Genomic DNA, 25,990 nt, shown 5'->3' with positions numbered 1-25,990 from the left:
GTGTATACCCCTTCAATTGTTATTATTACAACGCTATTTTACTTTTCTTTAATAAAAGTTTTAATAAAAGTTCGTCCTAAAAAAATAAAGATTCGTTATGTTATTTTATTTTATTGAACATCAAGCGCCGAGTTGAAAAAAAACTATTATGCCTAATCCTTTATTATTTATACCTATTGAGCAGCAGCCTCTTAGGTATACTAAACAAGGGGTCTAGCGACATAAGCGTTGTTAACTTACCATAGTTTCAGCGTTTGAAAAGCCTTTATTTCACTTTTTTACTGTTTTTTCGCGTTTTTTTGCTTTTTTTGCTTATTTCTATCAAAAATGCAACTTTTTACGCATAAAAATTACTCTGCCTTCCACTGCTCTACAGGGTGTTCAAGTGCTATAGAAAGTACGTCATCAATCCATTTTACAGGGTGAATAGCGAGATCTGCTTTAACATTTTCAGGTATTTCTTTTAAATCACGTTCATTTTCATGAGGAATAATAACCGTTTTTATACCACCACGATGAGCCGCTAGTAGTTTCTCTTTTAAACCACCAATAGCAAGCACTTCACCACGCAATGTAATTTCACCTGTCATAGCAACATCAGCCTTGACCGGGTTACCTGTTAAACTAGAAACAAGTGCCGTACACATACCTATACCTGCACTAGGTCCATCTTTTGGTGTTGCTCCTTCAGGAACATGAACATGTATATCTCTTTTTTCATAGAAATCATCGTTAATGCGTAATTTTTCTGTTCTGCTACGTACAACCGTCATTGCTGCTTGAATAGACTCTTGCATAACATCACCCAATGAACCAGTGTAGGTTAGCTTACCTTTACCTGGTACAGACGCTGTTTCAATAGTCAGTAATTCTCCGCCTACTTGTGTCCATGCTAACCCAGTCACTAAACCAACTCTATTCTTATCATCAGCTTTACCGTAATCAAAACGTTGTACCCCCAAATATTCATTTAGGTTTTCTTGGTTAACAACCACTTTTTTCAGCTTTTTATCGAGTAAGATAGCTTTAACTGCTTTACGGCATAACTTAGATATTTCACGTTCTAAATTTCGAACACCCGCCTCTCGCGTGTAATAGCGAATAATACCAATAATGGCACTATCTTCAATTTTAATTTCATTAGCCTTTAAACCATTACGTTGTATCTGCTTCTCAACCAAGTGACTACGCGCAATATTTAGCTTTTCATCTTCGGTATAACCAGACAAACGAATAACTTCCATTCTATCAAGTAATGGACCTGGAATATCCATGCTATTTGATGTCGCAACGAACATCACATCTGATAAATCATAATCGACTTCTAGATAATGATCATTGAAGCTTGAGTTTTGCTCAGGATCTAATACTTCTAATAATGCTGATGCTGGATCACCACGCATGTCCGATGCCATTTTATCTATTTCATCTAATAAAAAGAGTGGATTTTTAACCCCCACTTTTGACATTTTTTGAATAAGTTTACCTGGTAATGAACCAATGTAAGTTCGACGATGACCTCTAATTTCAGCTTCATCACGTACACCACCTAAAGCCATACGAATATATTTTCGGCCTGTAGATTTTGCAATAGATTGCCCTAATGAGGTTTTACCTACACCGGGAGGACCAACTAAACAAAGAATTGGACCTTTCAGCTGGCTAACACGCTGTTGTACGGCCAAATATTCTAATATACGCTCTTTAACTTTATCTAAGCCATAGTGATCTTTGTCTAGCACTTCTTGTGCTAACGCCAAGTTACGTTTAAGCTTACTACGTTTTTTCCATGGCACATTAATCATGCATTCGATATAGCTACGAACGACAGTAGCTTCAGCTGACATCGGCGACATCATTTTTAACTTCTGCAATTCAGCTAAGGTTTTATCTTTTGCTTCTGTCGGCATTTGTGCTTCATCAATACGCTTTGACATTTGCTCAAGCTCATCAGGTGTTTCATCACCTTCATTAAGCTCTTTTTGAATCGCTTTCATTTGCTCATTTAAATAGTATTCACGCTGACTTTTTTCCATTTGCTTTTTAACGCGAGTACGAATTTTTTTCTCAACTTGTAATAAGTCAATCTCACCTTCCATCAATGCCATTAAATGCTCTAAGCGTTTAACAATATCAACTATTTCTAATACTTTTTGCTTCTCTTCTAGCTTCAATGGCATATGAGCAGCCATAGTGTCAGCTAATTGCTCGGCATCATCAATTCCCGAAACCGAAGTAAGTACTTCTGGTGGAATTTTCTTATTTAGCTTTACATAACCTTCAAACTGAGAAATAGCAGAACGAATTAATACTTCATTATCATCTTCCGCACTATTTTCTATCGTTAAATACTCAATATTGGCACTGAAGTATTCTTCTGTTTCAATAAACTCAGTGACTTTAGCACGTTGCACACCTTCCACTAGCACTTTAACAGTGCCATCAGGTAGTTTTAACATCTGTAAAATAGTTGCTACAGTGCCAGTTTCATAAACATCCACAGCTTGAGGATCATCGACTGCAGCATCTTTTTGTGCAACTAAAAATACTTGCTTATCATTTTCCATCGCAAGATCTAAACAACGGATAGATTTTTCTCTGCCTACAAATAATGGAATTACCATTTGTGGATAAACGACAACATCTCTTAAGGCAAGAACGGGGATTTCAACTACACTAGTTAATTCTTCGGTCATGTGTGTCTCTTTGGAAAGTTTAAATTACTGATAAAATCTATATGGGGATAAATAGAAAACTTACAAGCAATAATAACAATTTGATTTTATTTATTCCCAACTCATGGTTGAGATTTATACATATTAAAGCACACAGAGCTTGTTAGAGGTAGCCCAACTTAGTTACCTTAATATCACTATTATGGCTGTTAAAAAACAAAAAAGAGCCCTTAGGCTCTTTATATTTCAATATTAATTTGTCAGCAATGATTTACTCTGATGCTGCTTGCTCTTGTTGACTATCGTAAATAACCAAAGGTTTAGATTCACCTTTAATTGTAGTTTCATCAACAACTATTTTACTCACGTTCTCCATTGATGGGAGTTCGTACATGGTATCAAGTAAAACAGCTTCAACAATTGAACGTAAGCCACGAGCACCTGTTTTTCTGTCCATTGCTTTTCTAGCAATGGCGTTAAGTGCATCTTCTCGGAACTCTAATTCAACATTTTCCATATCAAACAATGCCGTAAACTGCTTAGTTAATGCATTTTTAGGTTCTTGTAGAATTTGGATTAATGCTGCTTCATCCAATTCACGTAAAGTAGCAACTACCGGTAATCGACCAATAAATTCAGGAATCAATCCGTATTTTACTAAATCTTGCGGCTCAACATCTTCCAATCTTTCAGTTAAGGTGACTTCTTCATCTTTACCGCGCACTTCGGCACCAAAACCAATGCCAGTTCCAGTGTGACAACGCTGTTCAATCACTTTATCAAGGCCTGCAAACGCACCGCCACAAATAAATAAAATTTTAGAAGTATCTACTTGTAAAAACTCTTGCTGAGGGTGCTTGCGACCACCTTGTGGTGGTACTGAAGCGATAGTACCTTCAATAAGTTTTAATAAGGCTTGTTGAACACCTTCACCAGAAACATCACGCGTAATTGACGGGTTATCTGATTTGCGAGAAATTTTATCTATTTCATCAATGTATACTATGCCACGCTGTGCCTTTTCAACATCGTAATCACATTTCTGTAATAGCTTTTGAATTATATTCTCAACATCTTCACCAACATATCCAGCTTCAGTTAATGTCGTTGCATCAGCCATAGTGAAAGGTACATCAAGGAGGCGCGCTAAAGTTTGCGCTAATAATGTTTTACCTGATCCTGTTGGACCAATAAGTAAAATATTACTTTTACCTAATTCAACACCATTGTGTGAATCACCATTGCGTAAACGCTTATAGTGATTATAAACCGCTACTGCGAGTACTTTTTTCGCATGGTCTTGGCCTATAACATAGTCATCCAAGCTTTCACGTATTTCAACAGGAGAAGGTAAAGCTTCCTTTTCTTCTTTAGGAGAAATTTCTTTTATCTCTTCACGAATAATGTCATTACATAATTCAACACATTCGTCACATACAAATACTGATGGGCCAGCAATTAGCTTACGTACTTCATGTTGGCTTTTGCCACAAAATGAACAGTAAAGTAATTTACCATTGTCACCGTCACCACTTTTAATATCGGTCATGCCCTACCTCAAATCTTAATTCCGTTAATGATTACTATATCTATAAATAATTATAATATGGCAATCATTCAATCATCTTTTAAGTTGAACTTGATGAGTCAAATTCAACTTACAGTTAATATTAACTATTTCTTTGTTCTAATATGGAGTCAACTAAACCATATTCAACTGCGCTTTCAGCACTTAAGAAATTATCGCGATCAGTATCTTGAGAAACTTTCTCAAGAGGTTGCCCTGTATGCTCCGACATTAAACGATTTAATTTATCTTTAATAAACAATATTTCTTTCGCATGAATTTCGAAGTCAGATGCTTGCCCTTGGAATCCACCAAGAGGTTGATGAATCATCACACGTGCATTAGGTAAACAATATCGTTTACCTTTTTCACCACCTGAAAGCAAAAATGCTCCCATGCTTGCAGCTTGACCAATACATACAGTAGAAATATTAGGTTTAATAAATTTCATTGTATCATAAATGGCCATACCTGCTGTTACAGAGCCACCCGGTGAATTAATATAGAGGAAAATATCTTTATCAGGGCTTTCTGATTCTAAGAATAATAATTGCGCAATAATTAAATTAGCCATGTGATCTTCAACTTGGCCGCATAAAAATATAACACGTTCTTTAAGTAATCTTGAGTAAATATCATAAGAACGTTCACCCTTAGCTGTCTGTTCGACTACCATTGGTACTAAAGCACTCTCTGGGCTAGTCGCTGAATTTTGAGAGTTTGATTGGGAATTGAATTGGGAATTAAACAAGTGTGTTCCGTCCTTAAATATAAAATACATGATTACTTTAACTAAGCAGCTTAAATTAAGCTACATTCTTTAAGTAATCATTAAAATAATACGCTAAATAAAAATGGCTTGTATGAAGATATCCATACAAGCCATTAAATTTAAGCGATTGCTAAGCTTTTTGTCAATAAAAAAGCGATATTACTTCCCTTCAGGGTTCATAATTTCTTTAAAAGTTGCTTTTTTATTTTCTACTTTCGCTTTTTCAACTAAAAATTCAACTGCCTGCTCTTCTAAAGCGACATTTTGCATTTGTTGCATTAATTCTTTGTTGTTTGCGTAGTATTCAATAACTTCTTGTGGATCTTCATAAGCTGACGCTGCTGTTGCAATTAACTCATCAACTTTAGCCATATCAACTTTCAGTTCATTAACTTTAATCACTTCGCCTAATAACAAACCAATTTTAACACGACGTTCAGCTTGCTCTTTAAACATCTCGTTAGGTAGTTCAGGTAAGTTCTTCGGATCCATTTGACCTTGGAAACGTTGCATTGCTTGTTGACGTAATACGTCAATTTCTTGTGCAACTAAAGCTGATGGTAAGCTAACATCATGGCTAGATAATAAACCTTCAAGTACTTGCTCTTTAACTTTAGCTTTAACAGCTTGAGTTAATTCACGAGTCATGTTTTTACTAACTTCTTCACGTAAAGCTTCAACACCACCTTCTTCAACACCAAAAAGTTTTGCAAACTCTTCATCAACAGGAGGTAATACAGCACCTTCTGTTTTATGAACAACAATATCAAACTCTGCTTCTTTACCTTTTAGGTTTTCTGCATGGTAATCGTCAGGGAAAGTTACTTTAATTGTTTTTTCTTCACCAGCTTTCATACCTGTGATTTCTTTTTCGAAACCAGGAATCATGCGGCCAGCGCCAAGTTCTAGTTCAAAACCTTCAGCTTTACCACCTTCAAACTCTTCACCGTCAATGCGGCCAGTGAAATCAAGTACTAACTTGTCACCTTTCTTAGTTTTACGCTTATTTTCTTTCCACGTTTGGTGCTGCTTCTGTAATGTTTCAAACATTTCATCTAGATCGGCATCTGACACTTCAACATCAGGACGCTCTACTTTAATATCTTCTAGACCTTTTAACTCAACTACAGGGTAAACTTCAAAAGTTGCTTCAAATTTTAATTCTTTACCATCTTCATTGCTTTTTGCAACAAATGAAGGACGACCCGCAGGGTTAATTTTTTCAGCAACAATAGCATCAACAAAGCTGCGTTGCATGATTTCACCGGCAACTTCTTGACGTACAGATTTACCGTAACGTTTTTGAATAACTGATGGTGGAACTTTACCTGGACGGAAACCGTTGATACGTTGGGTTTTACTTACTTGACGAAGACGATTCTTAACTTCAACATCTACTGTTTCGGCTGGAACAGAAATAGTCAAACGACGTTCCAAACCTTGTGTAGTCTCAACTGAAACTTGCATTTATATACCTCAAAACTTAGCGTGTTACGCTTTCTTATATAGCATCAATTTTACTTGCTAATAATAGTAAAAAAAGTGCCTTGCTCATACGAACGGTTAAAATTTATGACGCGGAATTATAGCTAGACACAAAAGAAGTTGCAAGGGCAAGTTTCTGGCGGAAATCGTAGCCTAAATAAAGCCTCGTCGAGGATACTCTTACCTACAGCATAATGACTGTTACACCAACTACCAAGGTAGTTAAAATACATATACATTATAATAACTTACATATAAAAAAAGGGTAACATAAGTTTAAGTAAAATAAATTAAATACCATGAAAGTGATCAAATAACACTCGCCCCTCTCTTATAAAGGAACAAATTGTATTCTCGAACATTGCAAACAACCAAGATAATTACCGTAAAACATAATTTTCTACTTCATTGGTAAATGGCTTTTATTCGCCAAGTATAAGTTAAAAATTCATTATTAATGTAAAGTTCAACATTGCAACGGAACTTGATAACACCCAAACCAATTTTGGTCAGATATAGGAGATAATATTTTTGAAAAGTGGTCGGTGATGCAAGATTCGAACTTACGACTGAACCTGATGACACCCAAACCAAAATTTAGTGAATGATGAGCTTAATAAATATCAATCATGAATATGGAATTAAATTGAGAAGTTGTCAGTAATGAAGATTAGAACTTGCGACTGAACTTGATGACACCCAAACCAATTTTGGTTAGGTATAGGAAATAATATTTTTGAAAAGTGGTCGGTGATGCAAGATTCGAACTTGCGACCCCTTGGACCCAAACCAAGTGCGCTACCAAGCTGCGCTAATCACCGATTTTCAAATTCTTTGAGTAAGGAGCTCAAAGTAAATATGGGGTGGCTAAAGGGACTTGAACCCTCGACAACCGGAATCACAATCCGGGGCTCTACCAACTGAGCTATAGCCACCATTATATCTTTTCTATCTACTTTTAGTATGGCACGCCCTGCAGGATTCGAACCTGCGACCCACGCCTTAGAAGGGCGTTGCTCTATCCAGCTGAGCTAAGGGCGCACATTAACCTACAAAAGCATTATAACTTATTCACTGAATAAGTTATGCCTGGCGATTTATAATAAAATTCATGACTAAATGAACTTAATAAACACCAAAGCTAACACTTCATCTTTTAAATAATTTTTTAAAGAAATTAGTAAGAAAAAGTGGTCGGTGATGCAAGATTCGAACTTGCGACCCCTTGGACCCAAACCAAGTGCGCTACCAAGCTGCGCTAATCACCGACATTTGTTTAAAACAAACTAAAACATTAGCTGTCTTCAACGGGTGCGGATATTACCGATTTGCGCGTGCTCAGTCAAACTATTTTTATAAATAAATACCTGTTCGTTCACTTTTAATGCAACTTGCTTAATTAGTATCAAATACCTTATATATACAAGACAACACTAAGAATTAAGCATTATCAGTACGGGATGCCACTATTCAAACTTTTCTTATGAAATTATTCTCACTCTTAACTATAACTAGCGTAGGGTTTATGGCAAAATAACCTCAATTTTACAGCTCATTTATCTCATTAATTTATTTAAGGTTACAGTTAAGTATTATGACGGCATCATTAATTGACGGCAAAGTTATTGCCAAAAAAGTTCGCGACTCTATTAAAGAAAAAGTTAGCCTACGTAAAAATAAAGGTCAAAGAGCTCCAGGACTAGCAGTTATTTTAGTAGGTTGCGATGCAGCTTCTCAGGTTTATGTAGGTAGTAAACGTAAAGCTTGTGAGGAAGTTGGTTTTGTATCTCGTTCTTATGATTTAGCTGCCACCACTTCACAGGATGAGTTATACCAATTAATTAATGAACTAAATAACGACAATACTATTGACGGAATTTTAGTTCAGCTTCCCTTACCAGAAGGGTTAGATGCTAACTTGATTATTGAACACATCCACCCTGAAAAAGATGTAGATGGTTTTCATCCCTCTAACGTGGGTAAGCTTGCTTTACGTCAACCTGGCCTTCGCCCTTGTACACCAAAAGGAATTATGAAACTCATTGAGTCCACAGGTATTCAACCACATGGCTTAGATGCTTTAGTTGTTGGTGCTTCAAATATTGTGGGTAGACCAATGATGTTAGAGTTATTACTAGCAGGTTGTACCGTTACCACTACCCATAGATTTACTAAAGATCTAGAAGGTAAAGTGAGAAACGCTGACTTAATTGTCGTCGCAGTTGGAAAACCTGCTTTCATTCCTGGCGAATGGATTAAAGACGGTGCAGTCGTTATTGATGTAGGTATTAACCGCTTAGAGTCAGGTAAGCTTGTCGGTGATGTTGAATTTGATGTAGCTAAAGAAAAAGCCAGCTTTATTACACCAGTACCTGGCGGCGTTGGCCCAATGACAGTGGCTTGTTTGATTGAAAACACATTTATCGCTTGTGAGCAGTTCGGCAAATAAAAATTTTTGTTTTCTATGTATTATATAAATCCAAGAAAAGAGTGTACAAATAGTTTGTACACTTCAAATCATTATTAACGCTGAAATAATTAACTAATTATTCTTTCGCCAAGTTGTTTTACCTGCGCTATCTTCTAGAATAATATTCATCGCATTTAACTTATCACGAGCTTCATCAGCAAGCGCCCAATCTTTATCTATTCGTGCTTGATTACGTTGCACGATAAGCGCTTCAATTTCAGCGACGTCTTCATTCGCATTTTGCCCTTGTAAAAAACTTTCTGGCGCTAATTGTAATAAACCAATAACACCACCTAACGTTTTTAATGTTGCCGCTAATTTTTCAGCTTGTTCAATATTGTTACTTTTTACGACATTTAATTCTTTAGCAATTTCAAAGAGTACTGCTAATGCCTGCGGCGTATTAAAATCATCATCCATAGCCTGACAAAACTGTTTAACATAAGTAGAAGATTTATCTAAAATAAAATCATCACTAATATCAACGTCTCTTAAGGCCGTATAAATACGCTCTAATGAAGCTCTTGCTTGATTCAAATTATCAGTCGAGTAGTTTAGTTGACTACGATAATGCCCTGTTGTTAAGAAAAACCTAACCGTTTCAGCATCATATTGAGCAAGCACATCACGAATAGTGAAGAAGTTGCCTAAAGATTTTGACATTTTTTCCTGATCCACTTGTACCATCCCTGTATGCATCCAATAATTTACATAAGGTGTTTCAAGTGCACAACAACTTTGGGCAATTTCATTTTCATGATGAGGGAATTGTAAATCTGAGCCACCACCATGAATATCAAAATGATGACCTAACTCTTTTGCATTCATCGCTGAACATTCTATATGCCAACCAGGTCTACCCTCACCCCACGGTGATGACCAACTAGGCTCGCCGGGTTTAGCCGACTTCCATAAAACAAAATCTAATGGGTTGTTTTTGGATTGATCGACATCAACTCTTGAACCTGATTGTAACTGCTCTAAATCTTGTCCACTTAATTTGCCATAATCAGCGTAGCTAGAAACGTCAAATAACACATCACCTTTACCTGTATTATTGGTATCACTACTGTCTTTTTCACCCGCAATATAAGCATGCTTTTTCGCGATCAACGTTTCGATCATAGCAATAATTTCATTCATATGAGTCGTTACACGCGGCTCAATATCTGGACGAGCTATATTTAATGCATCAAAATCTTCATGCATATAAGCAATGGTACGCTCAGTAAGTTGCTCAGTTGTTTCATTATTTTGTGCAGCACGATTAATTATTTTATCTTCAACATCAGTAATGTTGCGTACATAATTCACATCATAACCAGAAAATCGCATATAACGCGCTATATTGTCGAAACTGATGTATGTACGTCCATGACCAATATGGCACAAATCATAAACAGTACAACCACAAACATACAATCCTACTTTACCTGGGTTAATCGGGGTAAAAGCTTCCTTTTTACGAGTTAAAGTATTGTATATCTGTAACATGAGGGTTTACGACTCCAGTAAATAAAATAATAATGTACTACATTGAAAATGGATTGTACCCCAAGCGTGTTATCGAATCACCATGCCAGATGCACTTTATATCAATTAATATCCAAGTAAATTAAATATATTAAAACCTCTATTTTTAATTCCGCGAATGATCGCGTACAATTCCGTTAAATTTTACCTTGTAGAAGAGAACGATATGATTATATTCAAAACAAGCCTTGGCGATATTAAAATTGAATTAGATTTTGAGAAAGCACCAATTACTGCAAAAAACTTTCAACAATACGTTGAAGAAGGTCATTACAATGGCACTATCTTTCACCGTGTAATTAAAGGTTTTATGGCACAAGGTGGTGGTTTTGCTCCAGGCTTAGAAGAAAAAGAAACACGCGCGAGCATTAAAAATGAAGCCAACAATGGTGTAAGTAACAAGCGTGGCACATTAGCAATGGCACGTACTCAAGAGCCTCATTCAGCTTCAGCACAATTTTTTATTAACTTAACTGACAATGACTTTTTAGATTTTAAAAATGAATCAGTACAGGGTTGGGGTTATTGTGTATTTGGTGAAGTTGTTGAAGGTATGGACGTGGTAGATAAAATGACTTTAGTACCAACAGGTAGTTTGCACGGTCATGGCGATGTGCCTAAAGAAGATATTGTTATTGAATCAGCAATTGTTGAGTAATTGTTAGCTGTAAATATTAACACTCAAAATTAGCACTCACTAATAGAAATAAGCACTAGAAGCAACTGCCAATGCCAAGTACAAATAACTCCGTAACATATTTCATTGCTGATTTACATTTAGCACAAAACAGACCTGATATTACCGCCTGTTTTTTACGCTTTTTGAAAAATGATGCAACACAAGCACAAACGCTTTATATTCTCGGTGACTTATTTGAAGCTTGGGTTGGTGATGATGATGACAGTGCTTATTTAGTCACAATAGCTAAAGCATTAACCACTCTATCAAACCTTGGTACCACTATTTATTATATTCATGGCAACCGAGACTTTTTACTAGGGGCTAGTTTTGCAAAAAAATCAGCCATGATATTACTACCTGAAGTTGAGTTAATCGACTTATACGGACAAAGCGTGGTCATTATGCATGGCGACACTCTATGCACACGTGATGTTGCTTACCAGCAATTTCGTAAAAAATCGCGTTCTTGGTGGTGGCAAACCATGATAAAAAGCTTACCACTATTTGTACGTAAAAAAATCGCTGCCGATTACCGGAAAAAAAGTGCAGCAGCTACATCAATAAAACCCCAAGATATTATGGATGTAACACCCTCGGAAGTGGTCAATTGTTTGGAAGCTCATCAAAGTCAATTATTGATTCATGGTCATACTCATAGACCTGCTGTACATGAGTTAACCGCCAATAACAAACCCGCAAAACGCATTGTACTAGGCGACTGGTATGAACAAGGAGCTTGGTTAAAAGTAACACCAAGCAATATGGAATTACTCAACTCCCCATTTAATCAAACAGATACGTCAGCATAAATTTATACTGACATCCCTAATTAATCTGAATTCATTGGGTTATAATATCTGTTATCAAAACTTATAAAAGGTTATAGCGCCATTGAATACCTAAGCTAACAATGGAGCTAACTTGTGATAATTCATTGCTTTCATCTCTCATCCATTCAGTACGTAATATAAAATCAGGATGAAATGCATAATGCCAACCAACACTTAGTCTGTTTGGTTCAAACCCATTATTACTTAAACCTACTTGCTCAATGAATGTCTCTGTTGTTTGAGAGAACTTATTATCAACACTTAAAATTTCATATTCAAGGTGAAGACTGTGCTTTTCTCTCTCTACAAAAGCGGCTAAACGATATGAACTTTGAACTGCATCCATGTAGGCACTTTGTGTTGTCGTTGAGATTTGACCATCTATTTGTGCTTGAATCCATTCAAACTCACCATGAAAACGCCATTGCTCATAATCCCACGTTCCATCAAGATATATACCTGTACTCAAGGTATCCCCCGTAAAAAATGATTGAACTACATTGTCTACCGATACACCATGGCTATGGCCTTCACTATAACGTACATCTTCCCTTTGCTCTGCTTTAGCATACATTACCCAAAGTTTAGCTATCGACTGAAAAGATTGTGACTGAAAAGTCAAATGGCTAAATGCCGATATACTGCCATCACCAGAAGTTGCAGGAAAATTATCACCACTAAATAACTCTATACCTAACTTATAACTTGAATTTAACTGATCAATTGAATTCATTAACGCAAATCGCGCGCCTATATCGGTAAAATGACGGCCAAATAATATATCTGCAGATAATGGTGCCTGACTAAAAATATCTATAGATGAATGATAATTAATGGTATCTGTTACTTCGGTTGAAATCTTCCCTGCTTCAATTTGAAACATTTGCTGTGCAAATTGAAACTCAGTACCAAACCAAAGATTTTCTAATTCAAGACTATTTTCACCGCTGTGACTATGTGCACTTAATTTAGCGGCAACATAGTATTCTTTATTTAGGTTCATGTACCCCTGCAGTTGTGCATCATCTAAGCTTGCACCGTCTTCTGCAGGTACTGCTTCACCACCAACTAAAAAACCTTGCGGTTGCCATATTTCACCGCTCTCTACTATTTGGTTGTTACGGTAAGTTATAGCAGCCAAAACTTTAATTGAGTCCTTCTCAGACAAAGAAACTTTTTGGTGAGCCATTACTGGTTGATAAACAATAGAAAGTAAAGGTAATAGCCATATTGGCTTAATACGCTTAAGCATTAATTTTCCTCATGCGGATTCGAAAATTTTTCGTTATTAATAAAATCATAATCAGAAAGTGACTCTAAAAAAGAGACTACAGCGTCAATTTCTTCATCTGTAGCCGAAAAGCCAAGTATCAGTGCTGATTTATAAGGGCTATTTTTTCCATCCCCCGCGTTAACACCATATTCTGTCAATGTTCCACCTCTGGCATAATGCTCAACAACCTCGCGTAAAGTACCGATACTGCCATCGTGCATATAAGGTGCTGTAAACTCTATATTTCGTAGTGACGGTGGCCTAAATTTACCTTTATCGGTCGGGTCAGACGATAAATCAAAGATTCCCTGATCTTCTGCAGGATAGCTTCCATCCGAATTTACGTTGTACAAACCGTTATTAAAAAATGGAAATAAAAGTGCATCATTCAACGTATTGGCATCTTTATATGACACAGTAAAGTTAATACCAGTATGACAATGAAAGCACTCAAATTTTTCACCATTAAATAAACTAAAACCTAGTTTTTGCTGTGCTGTTAAAGCCTCTTTATCACCTAATAAATATTCATCGTAAGGACTCTTAGCACTGATCATCGTTCGCACAAAGCTTGCCAATGAAAAAATAACTTTATTCATTGTTGCGCCTGAATCACTATCAGGAAAAGCAGCTTCAAACATCTCTTGATACTTCTCATCGTTATTAAAACGGCTTAATACGGTATCAAGTTCAGCATCAGTAACCCCTAATTCAATAGGATCATCGGCACGAATTGGTACATTTAATTGATCTTCTAACTCAAAAAAAGTGTCATTACTCCAAGTAAACGTTGCGTTATATGCCACGTTACTTAACCCTTGGCTGTTACGTACTAAAGCATGCCCTGTTGAGCCTATTGGTGTACTAATGCCATCGGCAAAGGCATCAGACTGAAAGTGACACGAACCACAAGATTGAGTTTGGTTAGCGGATAGCTGTTTATCGTAAAATAAAAAACGCCCCAGCGTTATTTTTTCCTTGGTGAGCGGATTAAACTCAGGAATAGCCGGTAAAGGCATATGATCGGGTAAGTCTAATAATGTACGTAAATCCTGTTCTGTTTCAGTTGAAGTAACTGTTGTCGTAGAAGATACATTGCAACCAGAAACAAAAAGCATCACGAATAATGACAGCGGTAAAAACATGAAACTCAATGAAGAATCAACTTCACTGAGTTTAGGCAACGTTAACCGACCTAGAGATCTAAATAGCATTTACTTATTCTTTAATAAATACAAGATTTGCATCAGCATCAGCACTACCATCAGTAATGTCTAAACCAAAATTTTCAAAAAGAGCAGTACAATCTGTTTGCGTAGGGTTAGAATGACAAGATACTGTAGGAGTTACTTCATCACCTGTTGCGGAAAATTGAACATTATTTAACATTGCATCAATATCAAGTACAACAACGTCGTTAACAGGATTAAAGTTATCAAGAGTCACTTTCGGCGTATTCACGAAATCACAAGTATCTTTCTCTTCTAAAGCAAGCAAACCATCACCGCCACAATCTCGACTACCCAAATGTATAAGACCTTTACCCTCAACTTCTTCAGTATTTTCAATCGTAAAATTCATCACAAAATGACGGTACCCACTTGCCCAAGACCAATATAATTCATTTAATGGTGTTGGCGCATCTTCTTGCGTGTTGGTCGCAATAACATCTTTCATAACCGCTTGTGGTACACCGACATCAAAACTAACGCTATTGACAGTACCAGTGCCACCAATAATCGTTCCACTAATAGCGGTATTTGTTCGCTCTGTACCACCTAAAGCATCATCTGTACACGCACCAGCAGTGTTGCTAGTAAAATCGATTAAGCCAACGAATCCTTGTTCACTATGACGTTGAAAGTCATTAGCATCTAACTCAGCACTAATTTCTTCATTATTTTCATTATAGAATTTAAGGTTACTTATATAAAAGCGTAAATCACTTACAGAAATAGCATGTAATTCTTCAGTACCAAATTGGTTGTGGCTAGTATCACAAGCCACAGTTTCACCAGCACTTTTTGCTGTAAAATCAAGTGTAAAAGGTGTGTTTTCTTCCGTTGGCGTACCTGTATCGACAGTACTTTCACTACTAGAGCCACAACCAGCCAATAGCACTACTGATGCGAAGGTTAATGATAGAGGAGATTTAATACCAGAAATAAAGCGTGTAAACATTATCGTAAGTTCCATTATAATAAGAATTACGTCATTATAGATTCACAACCTTTAATAACAGAGTGACAAATTGTCGCACTTCTGAAGAAAGTTCTATTTTACAATAATGTAAGTTAAGTTATTGGCAGGTTTAATTATTAAATTACTCAAAGCAGGCGCTAAGAGAAAAATATTCTAAGGCAAAAATTCGATAAAATGATCGGTGTCAATCACTCAACGCAATTGATATCTTATTAGTTTTTTACAATCACTATTTTAATTTATCATGCTGTATTATAAATAGGCTTTTGTTAGGTATTTCAGTAAATTCAGCAAGCTTAGTTTGGTTTTTTTCATAGCCTTTCGTTAAATAAACTACCCAATATTCTACGTGAGGTGACTCCCACTTTTTTATAAAAGCAACTCCGATTTCATCTTGCTCTTTATAGAAGTCAAGATCACCTAATAAATGTGTTCGATGAAGTTCCGATCTTTTAAAGGCATCCCAGACTTCTTCTGCATCAGAATAACCACCTGCAATAGCCTCTACTTGGTTGCTATTAAAATCATAACCGTAATAATATGGGAGTTTATAACCTACATTGCGTAAACGTGAATTTGGCCCCCCTTCAAGATTATGTACAACCAAACCTAATTCAGACATTTTTTTAGCTTTCGCTTCAGTAAGCAAGCTATTACAACGGATAGATATTCGTTTTTGCTGATTATCACTTTTAATTAATTTAACTAAAGCTCTTGCTTCATTATTGTTACCACATTCATCAATTTCATTAGCTAAAACAAATACAGGAAAAAAAAGAAGTATAATTATAAAATGCAATTTTGACATAAAGCCCTAATAGTTTCTTATAGAGGCTTTTCAGTACTGTTAGCCCTATAATTTTTGTTTATTGTCATTTAATATTGCACAAATCAAAAAAATTAGATAGCTTAAAACAACATGAAAAACAATTACTTAAATTTCATTACTATTAATAGCGGGAATATTTACTTATGATTCTGCTCTAAAAGGACTTAGTTTTAGAGCAAACAAATTGAATTTGGCTTACCTGAGTGAAATTTAAAATCGGTATCTGGTGATTGAATAAGTTCAGCTTCAATAGCACCAAAAAAAGTAACTCGCTCTGTTATATCTACTTTGGAAATTTGCTCTGCTAGTGCTAAGTAGTCTTGATAATGACGTGCTTCAGAGCGAAGTAACGATAAATAAAACTTACCAATTTTTGAGTCTAAATACGGTGCTATTTTAGCAAAACGTTCACAAGATCTTGCTTCAATGTATGCACCAATAATTAACTTATCAATAAGCGCTTCTGGTTCATAGGTACGAACATTTTTAAGCATCCCCTTCGCATACCGTGATGCAGGTATTGGATCGTAAGGAATATTATTTTCTTCAATAATTTCTAATACTTGATAAAAGTGATGTAACTCTTCTCTTATTAATAAAACCATTTTATCAACCATATCTTGCCCGTATGAACAATCAGACTTAGCTTTAATCGACTTAGATAAAACATTCATCCCTTTAAGCGTTTCAGTGTTACCAATACGTTTATAGGCAAACTGCTCATAAGGTTTCATTAGATCAGTTAATTGCTCTGCACCTTCTGCTGTTAGTGCATAACGTTTAAGTAAAAATAATGCACTTTGAGCGGCTTTTAATTCACAAATTAAATGATCCCGAAGAAGTATTGGTAAGTTTTCTGTTTTTTTTGCTTCTTCAACCCAAGACTCAGGAGTCTTACATTTTAAGAAAGCGTTAATTGGCGCTAATAATTCTTCGTACATTGTTTTTATAAGTTCAATATTATTGATAATTTAGAATAATTTTAACATGAAGTTTACTAAATATATTACTTTATTCTGCCGTCCTTAAATGAATACAGATAAACATTATGATTAATTTAACTTTTAATTAAACGATGACACTATTTTAAAAAGCAATAAATTGAGATACTAGTAGCACCTATACTCCGCAGGTTTTGATCATGACCCATAACTTTAAAGATAACGTCCCTAACAATAAAGAAGCAAAGAAGTTAATTGAGCAACATAATAAACTTGTTCATACCGATAATATTAAGGTTATCTCACATGTTCAACGTGAAGCTGATGATTGGGTTATTAATACGCTTATGTTGGAAGATATAAGTGTTGCTTTTAAATATAAACGAAAAAAATTATATAAAAGTTTAAAAGGGCAACGCGTAAATATTACTTACTACCCAGACAATGAAAATATCGCAGGTTTTGATATTGAAATAATGAAAATAGTTAGAATAAAGGTCGCCTAATGTGCATAAATAGAATTTAATGACGTACTCCCAATTCAAACTTACTTATATCCATACGTGATAAGTAAAATAGTTTTTACTTATATTCAATATAAAAAGTATTTATTTTCATCTTTTATTGTCTATTTACCGATCAAACCTTGACGAATGGGCTGGCATCTTACATAAATAGGTTATCGACAATATAATTTTTTTAATGTCGAATGTTTATTTAGTGAACAATAATAAATTTATATAAAATAGCTAAATAATTAATCGGGGACTGCAAGAGGAAGTTGTTATGATATTAAATCATATTTGGGGCTTATACACTCACCCAAAAGACGAATGGCAAACAATTGAAAAGCGCCACGAAAGTTTAACCTATAGCATGATACATATATTAGTAGTGGCACTCATCCCTACTATTTGTGGATACTATGCCGCTGCACATATCGGTTGGACAATCGGTGTTGGTGATCCAATAAAAATAAATCAAAGTAGCGCTCAATTAATGGCGGTAGCACTATATTGCGCTTTAATTGTTGGTGTATTAGCACTCGCCTACTTAATTCAATGGATGGCAAAAACCTTTGATGCAAAACCAAGTTTTGTACAATCATTAGAGCTTGCTGCATATACTTCAACACCTATGCTAATGGTTGGTATTGCTGCGTTGTACCCAGTACTTTGGTTTGTTGCATTAGCTGGAGTTGCCGCGGTATGTTATTCCATTTATTTATTATATTCAGGCGTACCTATTATGATGAATATTCCTGAAGAAAAAGGATTTATATATTCAAGCTCGGTAGTTACTTGTGGTCTAGTGCTACTCGTGGGAATTATGGCATTTAGTGCGGTATTATGGTCTATGGGATTTGGACCTGAATATATTTCTTAGCTAGTCATTTAAGAGTTACTAACAATAACAGCATAACGAGTAGCCAGTTGAAAATTAACCGCTACTCGTTACTTTATACTCTACAGTTTCTTTATCACTATTTAGATATAACGTAAAGTTACTCTGCACCTTCATTGTACATATCAATAACAGTATCAGCATTTTTATCTGATGCTTCTTTACTGCTATTATTTCTTTGTGCATCAAGTTTTTCTAAATAAGCATTATCTATATCGTTGGTCACATAGATACCATCGAATACAGAAGTATCAAAGCTCTTAATTTCAGGGTTCCCTGCTCTCACAGCAATAACTAAGTCTTCTATAGATTGGTAAATAAGTTTATCTGCACCAATTAATTCACAAACATCGTCAACGTCACGACCATGAGCAATCAATTCGTTAGCGCTTGGCATATCTATGCCGTAAACATTAGGAAAACGAACTTCAGGGGCAGCAGAAGCAAAATAAACTTTATTAGCGCCTGATGCGCGAGCCATTTCAATAATTTGTTCAGAGGTTGTGCCACGTACAACAGAGTCATCTACGAGTAAAACATTTTTACCTTTAAACTCTGCTCCAATTGCATTCAGCTTTTGACGAACAGACTTTTTGCGCTGCTCTTGTCCTGGCATGATAAAAGTACGGCCAATATAGCGGTTCTTAACAAAGCCTTGACGATAAGGTAAATTTAATTGTTTGGCGATTTGCAACGCAATATCACATGATGTTTCAGGAATAGGAATAACAACATCTATTTCAACATCATCCCATTCTTTGGCTATTTTTTCACCCAACTTCGTTCCCATTTCAACACGAGAGGCATAAACAGAAATTTTATCTATTGTTGAATCTGGGCGAGCAAAATAAACAAACTCAAAAATACACGGGCTGTAGTTAGGTTTATCAAAACATTGCTGGCTATGAATTTGACCATTTTCTGAGAAGAAGATGGCTTCACCTGGAGCAACATCACGAACAAACTCAAACGAACAAGCGTCAAGAGCAACCGTTTCAGACGCTATCATGTATTCGATACCATGTTCAGTTTCACGCTTACCAAAAACGAGTGGTCTGATACCATTTGGGTCACGAAACGCAACCATGCCATAACCAATAATTAAAGCGACAGTAGCATAAGCACCTCTAACACGTTTATGCACATTAGTTATAGCAGTAAAAATATCATCAGGTGTTAAGGATGCGCTCTCACTTTGCTGTAATTCATGGCCTAAAATATTTAACAGTAACTCTGAATCAGAAGTTGTATTTACGTGACGTCGAGCTTTAGTATTAAGCCAAGTTTTTAATTCATCTGCATTGGTTAGGTTACCATTATGTGCTAAAGAGATACCATAAGGTGAATTAGCATAAAAAGGCTGAGCTTCTGAGGAACTAGAAGTACCTGCAGTTGGGTAACGAACATGGCCAATACCTATATTGCCTTGTAATCTAAGCATATGACGCGTATGAAAAACGTCTTTAACTAAACCATTACCTTTTCTTAAACGAAATGTATCGTCATGGATAGTAACAATACCGGCAGCATCTTGTCCTCGATGCTGTAACACTGTTAATCCGTCATACAAATATTGATTAACCGGGGTTTTACCGACAATACCAACAATACCACACATGAATTTTTCTCCGCTGGGAAATTAGCTAATAGTTTTATGAATTAACGTTATGTTAGAAAACTTGATGATTGTTTGAGATACTCAAAAAACCATTCAACAACCAACCTGAACTCAGGTATTAATTGTGAACTTTTCCACCACTCTGTTGTTGCTGCACCAGTGAAAGCATCCATAAAGAATAACACTGCACTGATAATTAACACGCCACGTAATGCACCAAATACAAGTCCTAGAACTCGATCGGTGCCAGATAATCCTGTCTTCCTTACTAACTGTCCAATAAGATAGTTAATTAAAGCGCCCAAGACTAAAGTAGTTATAAATAAAATCGCGATTGCGGCTGCATTTCGCAAAAATTGATCAGAGATATTAGTAAGAAGGTTAGCTAGATTGGCATAAAAGGTACTCGCAATAAAAAAAGCACCTATCCAAATAATTAACGATACAGCTTCTTTTGCAAAGCCTCGCACCAAGCTAATTAGTGTTGATATGCCTATTACGGCTAAAATGGCGTAATCTATCCAAACCATGGTTTAAGTTTCTCATTCATTAGAGGCGCGCATTCTATCAGAATCAAAAAACAAATGCCCAACCTTTTGGCTGTAATACCGTTATTAATTTGGGTAAAATCGAGAAACTTTACCCTGTACATTTGTTAATTTTTTTAATGCTGGAATTTTTTTAGTCAAAGATGCTTCTATCAGTTCAGGTCCTACAAAAACTTTTGTTAACGTGCCTTTTTTAGTTTGAATAGGCTTAGTAAAGACAGTATAACCATTACTTTTTAACTTGTTCACTAATTCTTCAACATTGCTTTTATTTCTAAAACTACCTAGTTGAATAACCCAAGCTTCTTTGTTAACGGCTTTAGCTGGGGTTTTTCCTAATACAGGTTTATCAATTGCTGAATTACTTTTTGTCTTCGAAGCACTATTCATTTCAATTTTTTTCGGCTTATTTGCCGGTGTTACTTTAGTAATTTGAGTGTCACTAAGCGCATTTTCACTTTTCTCATTATCTATTAATAATTGCTCATCTATAGCTTCTTCATTAGAGGTACTAGGTGCTTCTTGCTTTACTAATGCTTCATTTGGAAACGGCGCTTGGATTGTTTCCCCCTTAAAAGCAGGAGCTTGTGGAATTGTGTCGAAGTCGGCTTGACTAGACTGTTTTTTGCCATCAAGTATATCAGGTAAGAAAATAACGATTGCGGCAGCAACAATAATGGTACCAACAAGGCGATTTTGAAACGGTGTAGACAAACGATACTCCAAATAACTTAAGCTATAGTCTAAATTAAAAGCTGCCTAATTTCGGCAACCGTGTAGAAAGAGCCAAAAACAAGAATCAAGTCATTTGATTCACTTTTAAGATTAGCCATTTTAAATGCCTGAGTAATATTGTCAAAGCAATTGATAGAATTAGTAAAATGAGATAGCTCATTTACCATTTGTTCAGCGGTTGCTGCTCTTGGAACCGTTAATGGTGCTAAATACCATTCATCAACAACATCATTAAAAGGAGTTAAGGTATTAGCAATATCTTTATCTGCAAGCATAGCAACAACGGCAATAATACGTTGATATTGATTTTGAGCTTTAACTTGAGCTATTTTTTGTGCTAAATATCGACCTGCATGTGGGTTATGACCAACATCGAGCATAACATCACATTGCGCCACAAAAGTATTACTGATTACATCGCTACTTTCGGCTTTACCAACCTGCTGGCTTTTTAGATTAAATAGCTCTGTTCTTCCTGCTACTTGGGTATTTGAAATTAGGCTGTTAACTTTGTTAGTCGTTAACTGAACTCCAAGTTGCTTTAAGACCATTAATGCTGTGACAACATTATCTTGAGGAATATAAGTTGTGATAAGGTTATGCAAATTACATTCTATTTTTTGATTTTTTTCATCAACGTCAATAAACTGAAGTTGCCAACAGGGCTCGTCCTGATTATTAAAAACACTGTTATTAACAATAAAAAAATCTTTATTACGTACTTTTATTTTTTTTAATGCTTGCTGTAAACCTTGTTCATCAGCGACTTCATTGACTTGCTTAGCATAATTTAATACAGATTGTGGTACATTAGGGTCACCAATAATAATATGCTGATTACCACGCATAATACCTGCTTTTTCAAAACCAATCGTTTCTCTATCGTTACCAAGAAAAGCTTGATGATCAAGGTCAACGGTTGTGATAACAGCCACATCAGCATCAATGATATTGGTTGCATCAAGACGTCCGCCTAAGCCAACCTCTAATATAATTATGTCTGGTTTAACCTGCATCAGTACAAGAAATGCAGCTAAGGTTGTATACTCATAATAGCTTAGAGATATTTCTCCCCTTGCGAACTCTATTTTTTCAAACGCAGTAATAAGTGATTGATCATCGATGTCACTTTTATTAATACGTAACCGTTCATTAAATTTTTCAATATGTGGTGATGAGTATACAGCCACGGTTTGTAAACGAATATTATCTTTGGAATTATCGTTTTCGATGGTCTTCTCATCTACTTTTTTGGACCTAACTTCACCAAGTAGCGCATTTTCTAAAAAAGCACACGTAGTTCCTTTGCCATTAGTGCCAGCAACGGTAATTACACAAGCAAAACTAAAATCAATATTTAGTCTTGTAGCAACTTCGCTAATGCGAGATAGCCCAAGATCAATTTCAGTGCTATGGATGGTTTCTAAATAACAAAGCCACTCATTAAGATTAGAAAAATCTTTCGAGTGGCTTTCAGTTTGTTTCAACATATATTAATAGACTTTAGCTAATTTAAGATAATATTATAAAGGGCTAACTTGTCCTGTAAATTTGGCTAACATGCGAGCTAATGTTTCACGCATATTACGGCGATCAACAATCATATCAATAGCCCCTTTTTCTAATAAAAACTCACTGCGTTGAAAACCTTCTGGCAGTTTTTCACGAACGGTTTGTTCGATAACACGTGGGCCTGCAAAACCGATTAATGCTTTTGGCTCTGCAACATTGATGTCACCTAACATAGCTAAACTTGCAGAAACACCACCCATAGTAGGGTCGGTTAATACAGAAACATAAGGTAAACCTTTTTCACTCATTTTAGCTAATGCTGCACTTGTTTTGGCCATTTGCATTAATGAAAATAATGCTTCTTGCATACGGGCACCGCCACTTGCTGAAAAACATATAAAAGGAAGGTTATGCTCTAAACAATATTCAACACCTTTAACGAAACGAGCACCAACAACGGAAGCCATAGAGCCACCTAAAAATGCAAATTCAAATGCAGCAACAACAACAGGCATACCATGAAGTTCACCTTTCATTACAACTAAAGCATCTTTTTCACCGGTATTTTTACGCGCGGCACTTAATCTATCTTTATAACGCTTTGAGTCTTTAAATTTTAAAATATCTTGTGCTTCAAACTCTTCACCTAGCTCTTGACGGTTATCTTGATCAAGAAAACTGTCGATGCGTTTACGCGCACTAATACGCATATGATGATCACACTTTGGACAAACAGATATTTGTCTATCTAGCTCAACTTTATACAGTACCGCATTACATGAAGAGCACTTACTCCAAACACCTTCAGGAATATTGCTTTTTTGGGTAGATTTTGCTTTTGGGAGAATTTTTTCAATCCAGCTCATAATTTTATTTTTGCCTATTGCAACGAATATAAATCAACTTTTTTACTGATAAACCTTCATAAAAAAGTTAAGTAGAATGTGATAACAAATATAACCAATAATTAGAACATACTTTATCCTATATGTTATATAAAAAACTGGTCTGTTTTGTTATTTAATAATGATAATTACAGTTTAATTTAAAAACAATGGTCCAAACGGTCTTTTAGGCAAGTCAAACTGCCCTGGATAATCAACCTCGACAAAGTATAAACCTTCTGGTGGTGCAGTTACACCTGCCATACAACGATTTTTAAGCTCCAATACTTCTTTAATCCAAATTGGCTTTTCTTGTGATTGCCCAACACGCATTAAACTACCAACCACATTACGCACCATATGGTGTAAAAAAGCATTCGCTTTTATATCAACGATGATATATTCACCTTGACGAGTTATTTCACAATGTTCAATAGTGCGAACTGGTGAGTGTGATTGACAGTGAACTGTTCGAAATGAAGTAAAGTCATGCTTACCAACGAGGTATTGTGCCCCCTCTTGCATGAGTTTTTCATCTAACCAATAATGGCAATGGCTAATACCGTAACTTAAAATAGCAGAGCGTAATTTATTATTATAAATAATATAACGATAGCGTCTCGCTGTAGCACTAAAGCGAGCATGAAAGTCATCACTAACAGCTTTAACCCAAGTGACTGCTATGTCTGTAGGTAAATGAGTATTGACCCCTAGAGTCCACGCAATATCCTTACGCTGCTTAGTAGTATCAAAATGGATAACTTGATTTGTCGCATTAACACCTGTATCGGTACGACCAGCACAAATAACTTCAATAGGCTCGTCTGCAATTTTAGATAATGCTTGTTCTACTTTTTGTTGTACGCTAATTACGCTTTTTTGCCGTTGCCAGCCACAATAATTTTTCCCATCGTATTCGATACCTAGTGCGTAACGCATGTAAACCTCTTAAGCCAACTGTGTATAACTCAAATTGGCGCATTATCCATTATTTTACTGCGCTATGCCAATATTGTTAGTAATTCGATTACGTTATATATCGTCTTAAGTCTCGTTTAACAGTCTCTGTGCTTCTTCTTGCTGTTCAGCTGTACCCAATTTAATAACTTCTTTTAAAATAACTTGAGCATTATCTTCGTCTCCTATTTCAAGGTAAACTTTTGCTAAATCAAGTTTAGCGGCCATACCGCTCTCATCAATATCAACATCAATTAAGTTGACATCACGAGTAAATTCTGGAAATTCATTCAATCCAACATCTATATTAGCGTTTTCATAAGGTTCATCAAAATTGACTTCTCCTTGGCTATCAGAAAGTAATGAGTCAACAGAGACAAAATCACTTTCGTTGCTATCACTACTTGCAAAGTTTCCTGCCTCTGCACTATCTTTCGATGAAATGTCTTGAGAATTAAAGTTATCGAAATCTTCTAATGTTACTTTATCGCTATCATCAAGGTTTTCATTAAAATTAGCACCTTGATTGGCAATACTAGACTCTTCTTCGATATTTGCTAAAAGCTCATCAAAATTTAAATTATTTAACTCTTTAATATCATTAATTTCACTAGCTTCTGTTACTTTGCTACTACTATCTTCATCACTATCATTTAACAAATCTGCTAATACATTTTGATCTGAAAAATCAGGTGATAACTCAATAGCATGTTCGTTATCTTCCAATAATTCTTCAAGTGCTTCCTTATCGAAAGCACCTGAAACTAAATCATCGCCAATATCAAGTTTATCTTCAACAGGGCTTTCAGTTGACTGTTCCATGTCGGCAATTAGCTCATCAATGTCAAAGTCTTCATCATCAATTAACTCATCTTCAACTTCATTTTCCATTGGAGTTTCATTTGACTTCTCCAAGTCAGCAATTAGCTCATCGATGTCGAAATCTTCATCATCAAGTAACTCATCTTCAACTTCACTATCAACGGCACTATCGATTGAGCTATCATTTGACTGTTCCATATCAGCAATTAGTTCATCGATATCCAGCTCGTCATCAGCGGTTAACTCATCTT

General features: G+C 35.7%; 22 protein-coding genes and 4 tRNA genes. 5 read left to right on the top strand and 21 right to left on the bottom strand.

Annotation, left to right across the window (positions count from 1 at the left end; all coding sequences use genetic code 11):
* Nucleotides 1-350: 350 nt before the first annotated feature.
* The 8 genes from lon to Q4503_RS15015 form a co-directional block, all read right to left on the bottom strand.
* Nucleotides 351-2,696, bottom strand: coding sequence for an endopeptidase La (lon, locus tag Q4503_RS15050; RefSeq protein WP_303602772.1), 2,346 nt, complete (start codon nucleotides 2,694-2,696; stop codon nucleotides 351-353).
* A 250-nt stretch (nucleotides 2,697-2,946) separates the two neighbouring features.
* Nucleotides 2,947-4,224, bottom strand: coding sequence for an ATP-dependent protease ATP-binding subunit ClpX (gene clpX, locus Q4503_RS15045; RefSeq protein WP_215972671.1), 1,278 nt, complete (start codon nucleotides 4,222-4,224; stop codon nucleotides 2,947-2,949).
* Between the two features lie 121 nt (nucleotides 4,225-4,345).
* Complete coding sequence (gene clpP / locus Q4503_RS15040; protein ID WP_289847530.1) at nucleotides 4,346-4,993, bottom strand: ATP-dependent Clp endopeptidase proteolytic subunit ClpP; 648 nt, start codon at nucleotides 4,991-4,993, stop codon at nucleotides 4,346-4,348.
* Nucleotides 4,994-5,173: 180 nt separating this feature from the next.
* Nucleotides 5,174-6,481 carry a trigger factor gene (gene tig / locus Q4503_RS15035; RefSeq protein WP_215972673.1) on the bottom strand — a complete coding sequence of 436 codons (1,308 nt, stop codon included), beginning with the start codon at nucleotides 6,479-6,481 and terminating at the stop codon, nucleotides 5,174-5,176.
* A 762-nt stretch (nucleotides 6,482-7,243) separates the two neighbouring features.
* Nucleotides 7,244-7,320 (bottom strand) — tRNA-Pro (locus Q4503_RS15030).
* Between the two features lie 38 nt (nucleotides 7,321-7,358).
* Nucleotides 7,359-7,434: transfer RNA gene (locus Q4503_RS15025), tRNA-His, on the bottom strand.
* Between the two features lie 29 nt (nucleotides 7,435-7,463).
* Nucleotides 7,464-7,540 (bottom strand) — tRNA-Arg (locus tag Q4503_RS15020).
* Between the two features lie 150 nt (nucleotides 7,541-7,690).
* A tRNA-Pro gene (locus tag Q4503_RS15015) sits at nucleotides 7,691-7,767 on the bottom strand.
* 326 nt (nucleotides 7,768-8,093) lie between these two features.
* On the opposite strand from Q4503_RS15015, the gene folD reads away from it, so the two are divergent.
* Nucleotides 8,094-8,948: a bifunctional methylenetetrahydrofolate dehydrogenase/methenyltetrahydrofolate cyclohydrolase FolD gene (gene folD / locus Q4503_RS15010; protein WP_215972692.1), complete on the top strand. Its 855-nt coding sequence runs from the start codon at nucleotides 8,094-8,096 to the stop codon at nucleotides 8,946-8,948.
* 93 nt (nucleotides 8,949-9,041) lie between these two features.
* On the opposite strand, the gene cysS is transcribed toward folD, so the two are convergent.
* Nucleotides 9,042-10,463 (bottom strand): cysteine--tRNA ligase, encoded by a 1,422-nt coding sequence (gene cysS / locus Q4503_RS15005; protein ID WP_303602771.1) that lies wholly within the window; start codon nucleotides 10,461-10,463, stop codon nucleotides 9,042-9,044.
* A gap of 205 nt (nucleotides 10,464-10,668) precedes the next feature.
* Here cysS and Q4503_RS15000 point away from each other — a divergent pair, with 205 nt between their 5' ends.
* Together Q4503_RS15000 and lpxH are read left to right on the top strand one after the other, a co-directional pair.
* A complete protein-coding gene (locus Q4503_RS15000) occupies nucleotides 10,669-11,160 on the top strand; it encodes a peptidylprolyl isomerase (RefSeq protein WP_215972690.1) in 492 nt (163 codons plus the stop codon).
* A 71-nt stretch (nucleotides 11,161-11,231) separates the two neighbouring features.
* Nucleotides 11,232-11,993: a UDP-2,3-diacylglucosamine diphosphatase gene (gene lpxH / locus Q4503_RS14995; protein WP_215972689.1), complete on the top strand. Its 762-nt coding sequence runs from the start codon at nucleotides 11,232-11,234 to the stop codon at nucleotides 11,991-11,993.
* A gap of 61 nt (nucleotides 11,994-12,054) precedes the next feature.
* On the opposite strand, the gene Q4503_RS14990 is transcribed toward lpxH, so the two are convergent.
* The 5 genes from Q4503_RS14990 to miaE form a co-directional block, all read right to left on the bottom strand.
* Nucleotides 12,055-13,266: a hypothetical protein gene (locus Q4503_RS14990; RefSeq protein ID WP_303602770.1), complete on the bottom strand. Its 1,212-nt coding sequence runs from the start codon at nucleotides 13,264-13,266 to the stop codon at nucleotides 12,055-12,057.
* Nucleotides 13,266-14,501 carry an MbnH family di-heme enzyme gene (locus tag Q4503_RS14985; RefSeq protein WP_303602769.1) on the bottom strand — a complete coding sequence of 412 codons (1,236 nt, stop codon included), beginning with the start codon at nucleotides 14,499-14,501 and terminating at the stop codon, nucleotides 13,266-13,268. The genes Q4503_RS14990 and Q4503_RS14985 overlap by 1 nt, the downstream gene beginning before the upstream one ends.
* Before the next feature lie 4 nt (nucleotides 14,502-14,505).
* A complete protein-coding gene (locus Q4503_RS14980) occupies nucleotides 14,506-15,468 on the bottom strand; it encodes an MbnP family copper-binding protein (RefSeq protein WP_303602768.1) in 963 nt (320 codons plus the stop codon).
* A gap of 250 nt (nucleotides 15,469-15,718) precedes the next feature.
* The gene (locus Q4503_RS14975; protein ID WP_303602767.1) at nucleotides 15,719-16,288 is read right to left on the bottom strand and encodes a CAP domain-containing protein; all 570 of its coding nucleotides are present in this window, start codon (nucleotides 16,286-16,288) and stop codon (nucleotides 15,719-15,721) included.
* Nucleotides 16,289-16,488: 200 nt separating this feature from the next.
* Nucleotides 16,489-17,259, bottom strand: a complete 771-nt coding sequence (gene miaE / locus Q4503_RS14970) for a tRNA isopentenyl-2-thiomethyl-A-37 hydroxylase MiaE (protein WP_303602766.1) — start codon at nucleotides 17,257-17,259, stop codon at nucleotides 16,489-16,491.
* A gap of 200 nt (nucleotides 17,260-17,459) precedes the next feature.
* On the opposite strand from miaE, the gene Q4503_RS14965 reads away from it, so the two are divergent.
* Nucleotides 17,460-17,765: a hypothetical protein gene (locus Q4503_RS14965; RefSeq protein ID WP_303602765.1), complete on the top strand. Its 306-nt coding sequence runs from the start codon at nucleotides 17,460-17,462 to the stop codon at nucleotides 17,763-17,765.
* A gap of 280 nt (nucleotides 17,766-18,045) precedes the next feature.
* Nucleotides 18,046-18,645: a Yip1 family protein gene (locus Q4503_RS14960; protein WP_215972683.1), complete on the top strand. Its 600-nt coding sequence runs from the start codon at nucleotides 18,046-18,048 to the stop codon at nucleotides 18,643-18,645.
* A 118-nt stretch (nucleotides 18,646-18,763) separates the two neighbouring features.
* On the opposite strand, the gene purF is transcribed toward Q4503_RS14960, so the two are convergent.
* The 7 genes from purF to Q4503_RS14925 form a co-directional block, all read right to left on the bottom strand.
* On the bottom strand, nucleotides 18,764-20,281 hold the full coding sequence (purF, locus tag Q4503_RS14955) for an amidophosphoribosyltransferase (protein ID WP_215972682.1): 1,518 nt from the start codon (nucleotides 20,279-20,281) through the stop codon (nucleotides 18,764-18,766).
* Nucleotides 20,282-20,328: 47 nt separating this feature from the next.
* Nucleotides 20,329-20,811 (bottom strand): CvpA family protein, encoded by a 483-nt coding sequence (locus Q4503_RS14950; protein WP_215972681.1) that lies wholly within the window; start codon nucleotides 20,809-20,811, stop codon nucleotides 20,329-20,331.
* 84 nt (nucleotides 20,812-20,895) lie between these two features.
* A complete protein-coding gene (locus Q4503_RS14945; RefSeq protein WP_215972680.1) occupies nucleotides 20,896-21,543 on the bottom strand; it encodes an SPOR domain-containing protein in 648 nt (215 codons plus the stop codon).
* 29 nt (nucleotides 21,544-21,572) lie between these two features.
* The gene (locus tag Q4503_RS14940; RefSeq protein ID WP_303602764.1) at nucleotides 21,573-23,054 is read right to left on the bottom strand and encodes a folylpolyglutamate synthase/dihydrofolate synthase family protein; all 1,482 of its coding nucleotides are present in this window, start codon (nucleotides 23,052-23,054) and stop codon (nucleotides 21,573-21,575) included.
* 33 nt (nucleotides 23,055-23,087) lie between these two features.
* The gene (accD, locus tag Q4503_RS14935; RefSeq protein WP_215972678.1) at nucleotides 23,088-23,942 is read right to left on the bottom strand and encodes an acetyl-CoA carboxylase, carboxyltransferase subunit beta; all 855 of its coding nucleotides are present in this window, start codon (nucleotides 23,940-23,942) and stop codon (nucleotides 23,088-23,090) included.
* 174 nt (nucleotides 23,943-24,116) lie between these two features.
* On the bottom strand, nucleotides 24,117-24,899 hold the full coding sequence (truA, locus tag Q4503_RS14930) for a tRNA pseudouridine(38-40) synthase TruA (RefSeq protein ID WP_215972677.1): 783 nt from the start codon (nucleotides 24,897-24,899) through the stop codon (nucleotides 24,117-24,119).
* A 105-nt stretch (nucleotides 24,900-25,004) separates the two neighbouring features.
* The coding region (locus Q4503_RS14925) for a FimV/HubP family polar landmark protein (protein ID WP_303602763.1) at nucleotides 25,005-25,990 on the bottom strand (986 nt) is incomplete at its 5' end.

Source organism: Colwellia sp. 6_MG-2023, from assembly GCF_030547765.1.
GTDB lineage: Bacteria > Pseudomonadota > Gammaproteobacteria > Enterobacterales > Alteromonadaceae > Colwellia.
The sequence above is the reverse complement of the archived record's forward strand: the minus strand, read 5'-3'. Positions and strand labels throughout refer to the sequence as shown.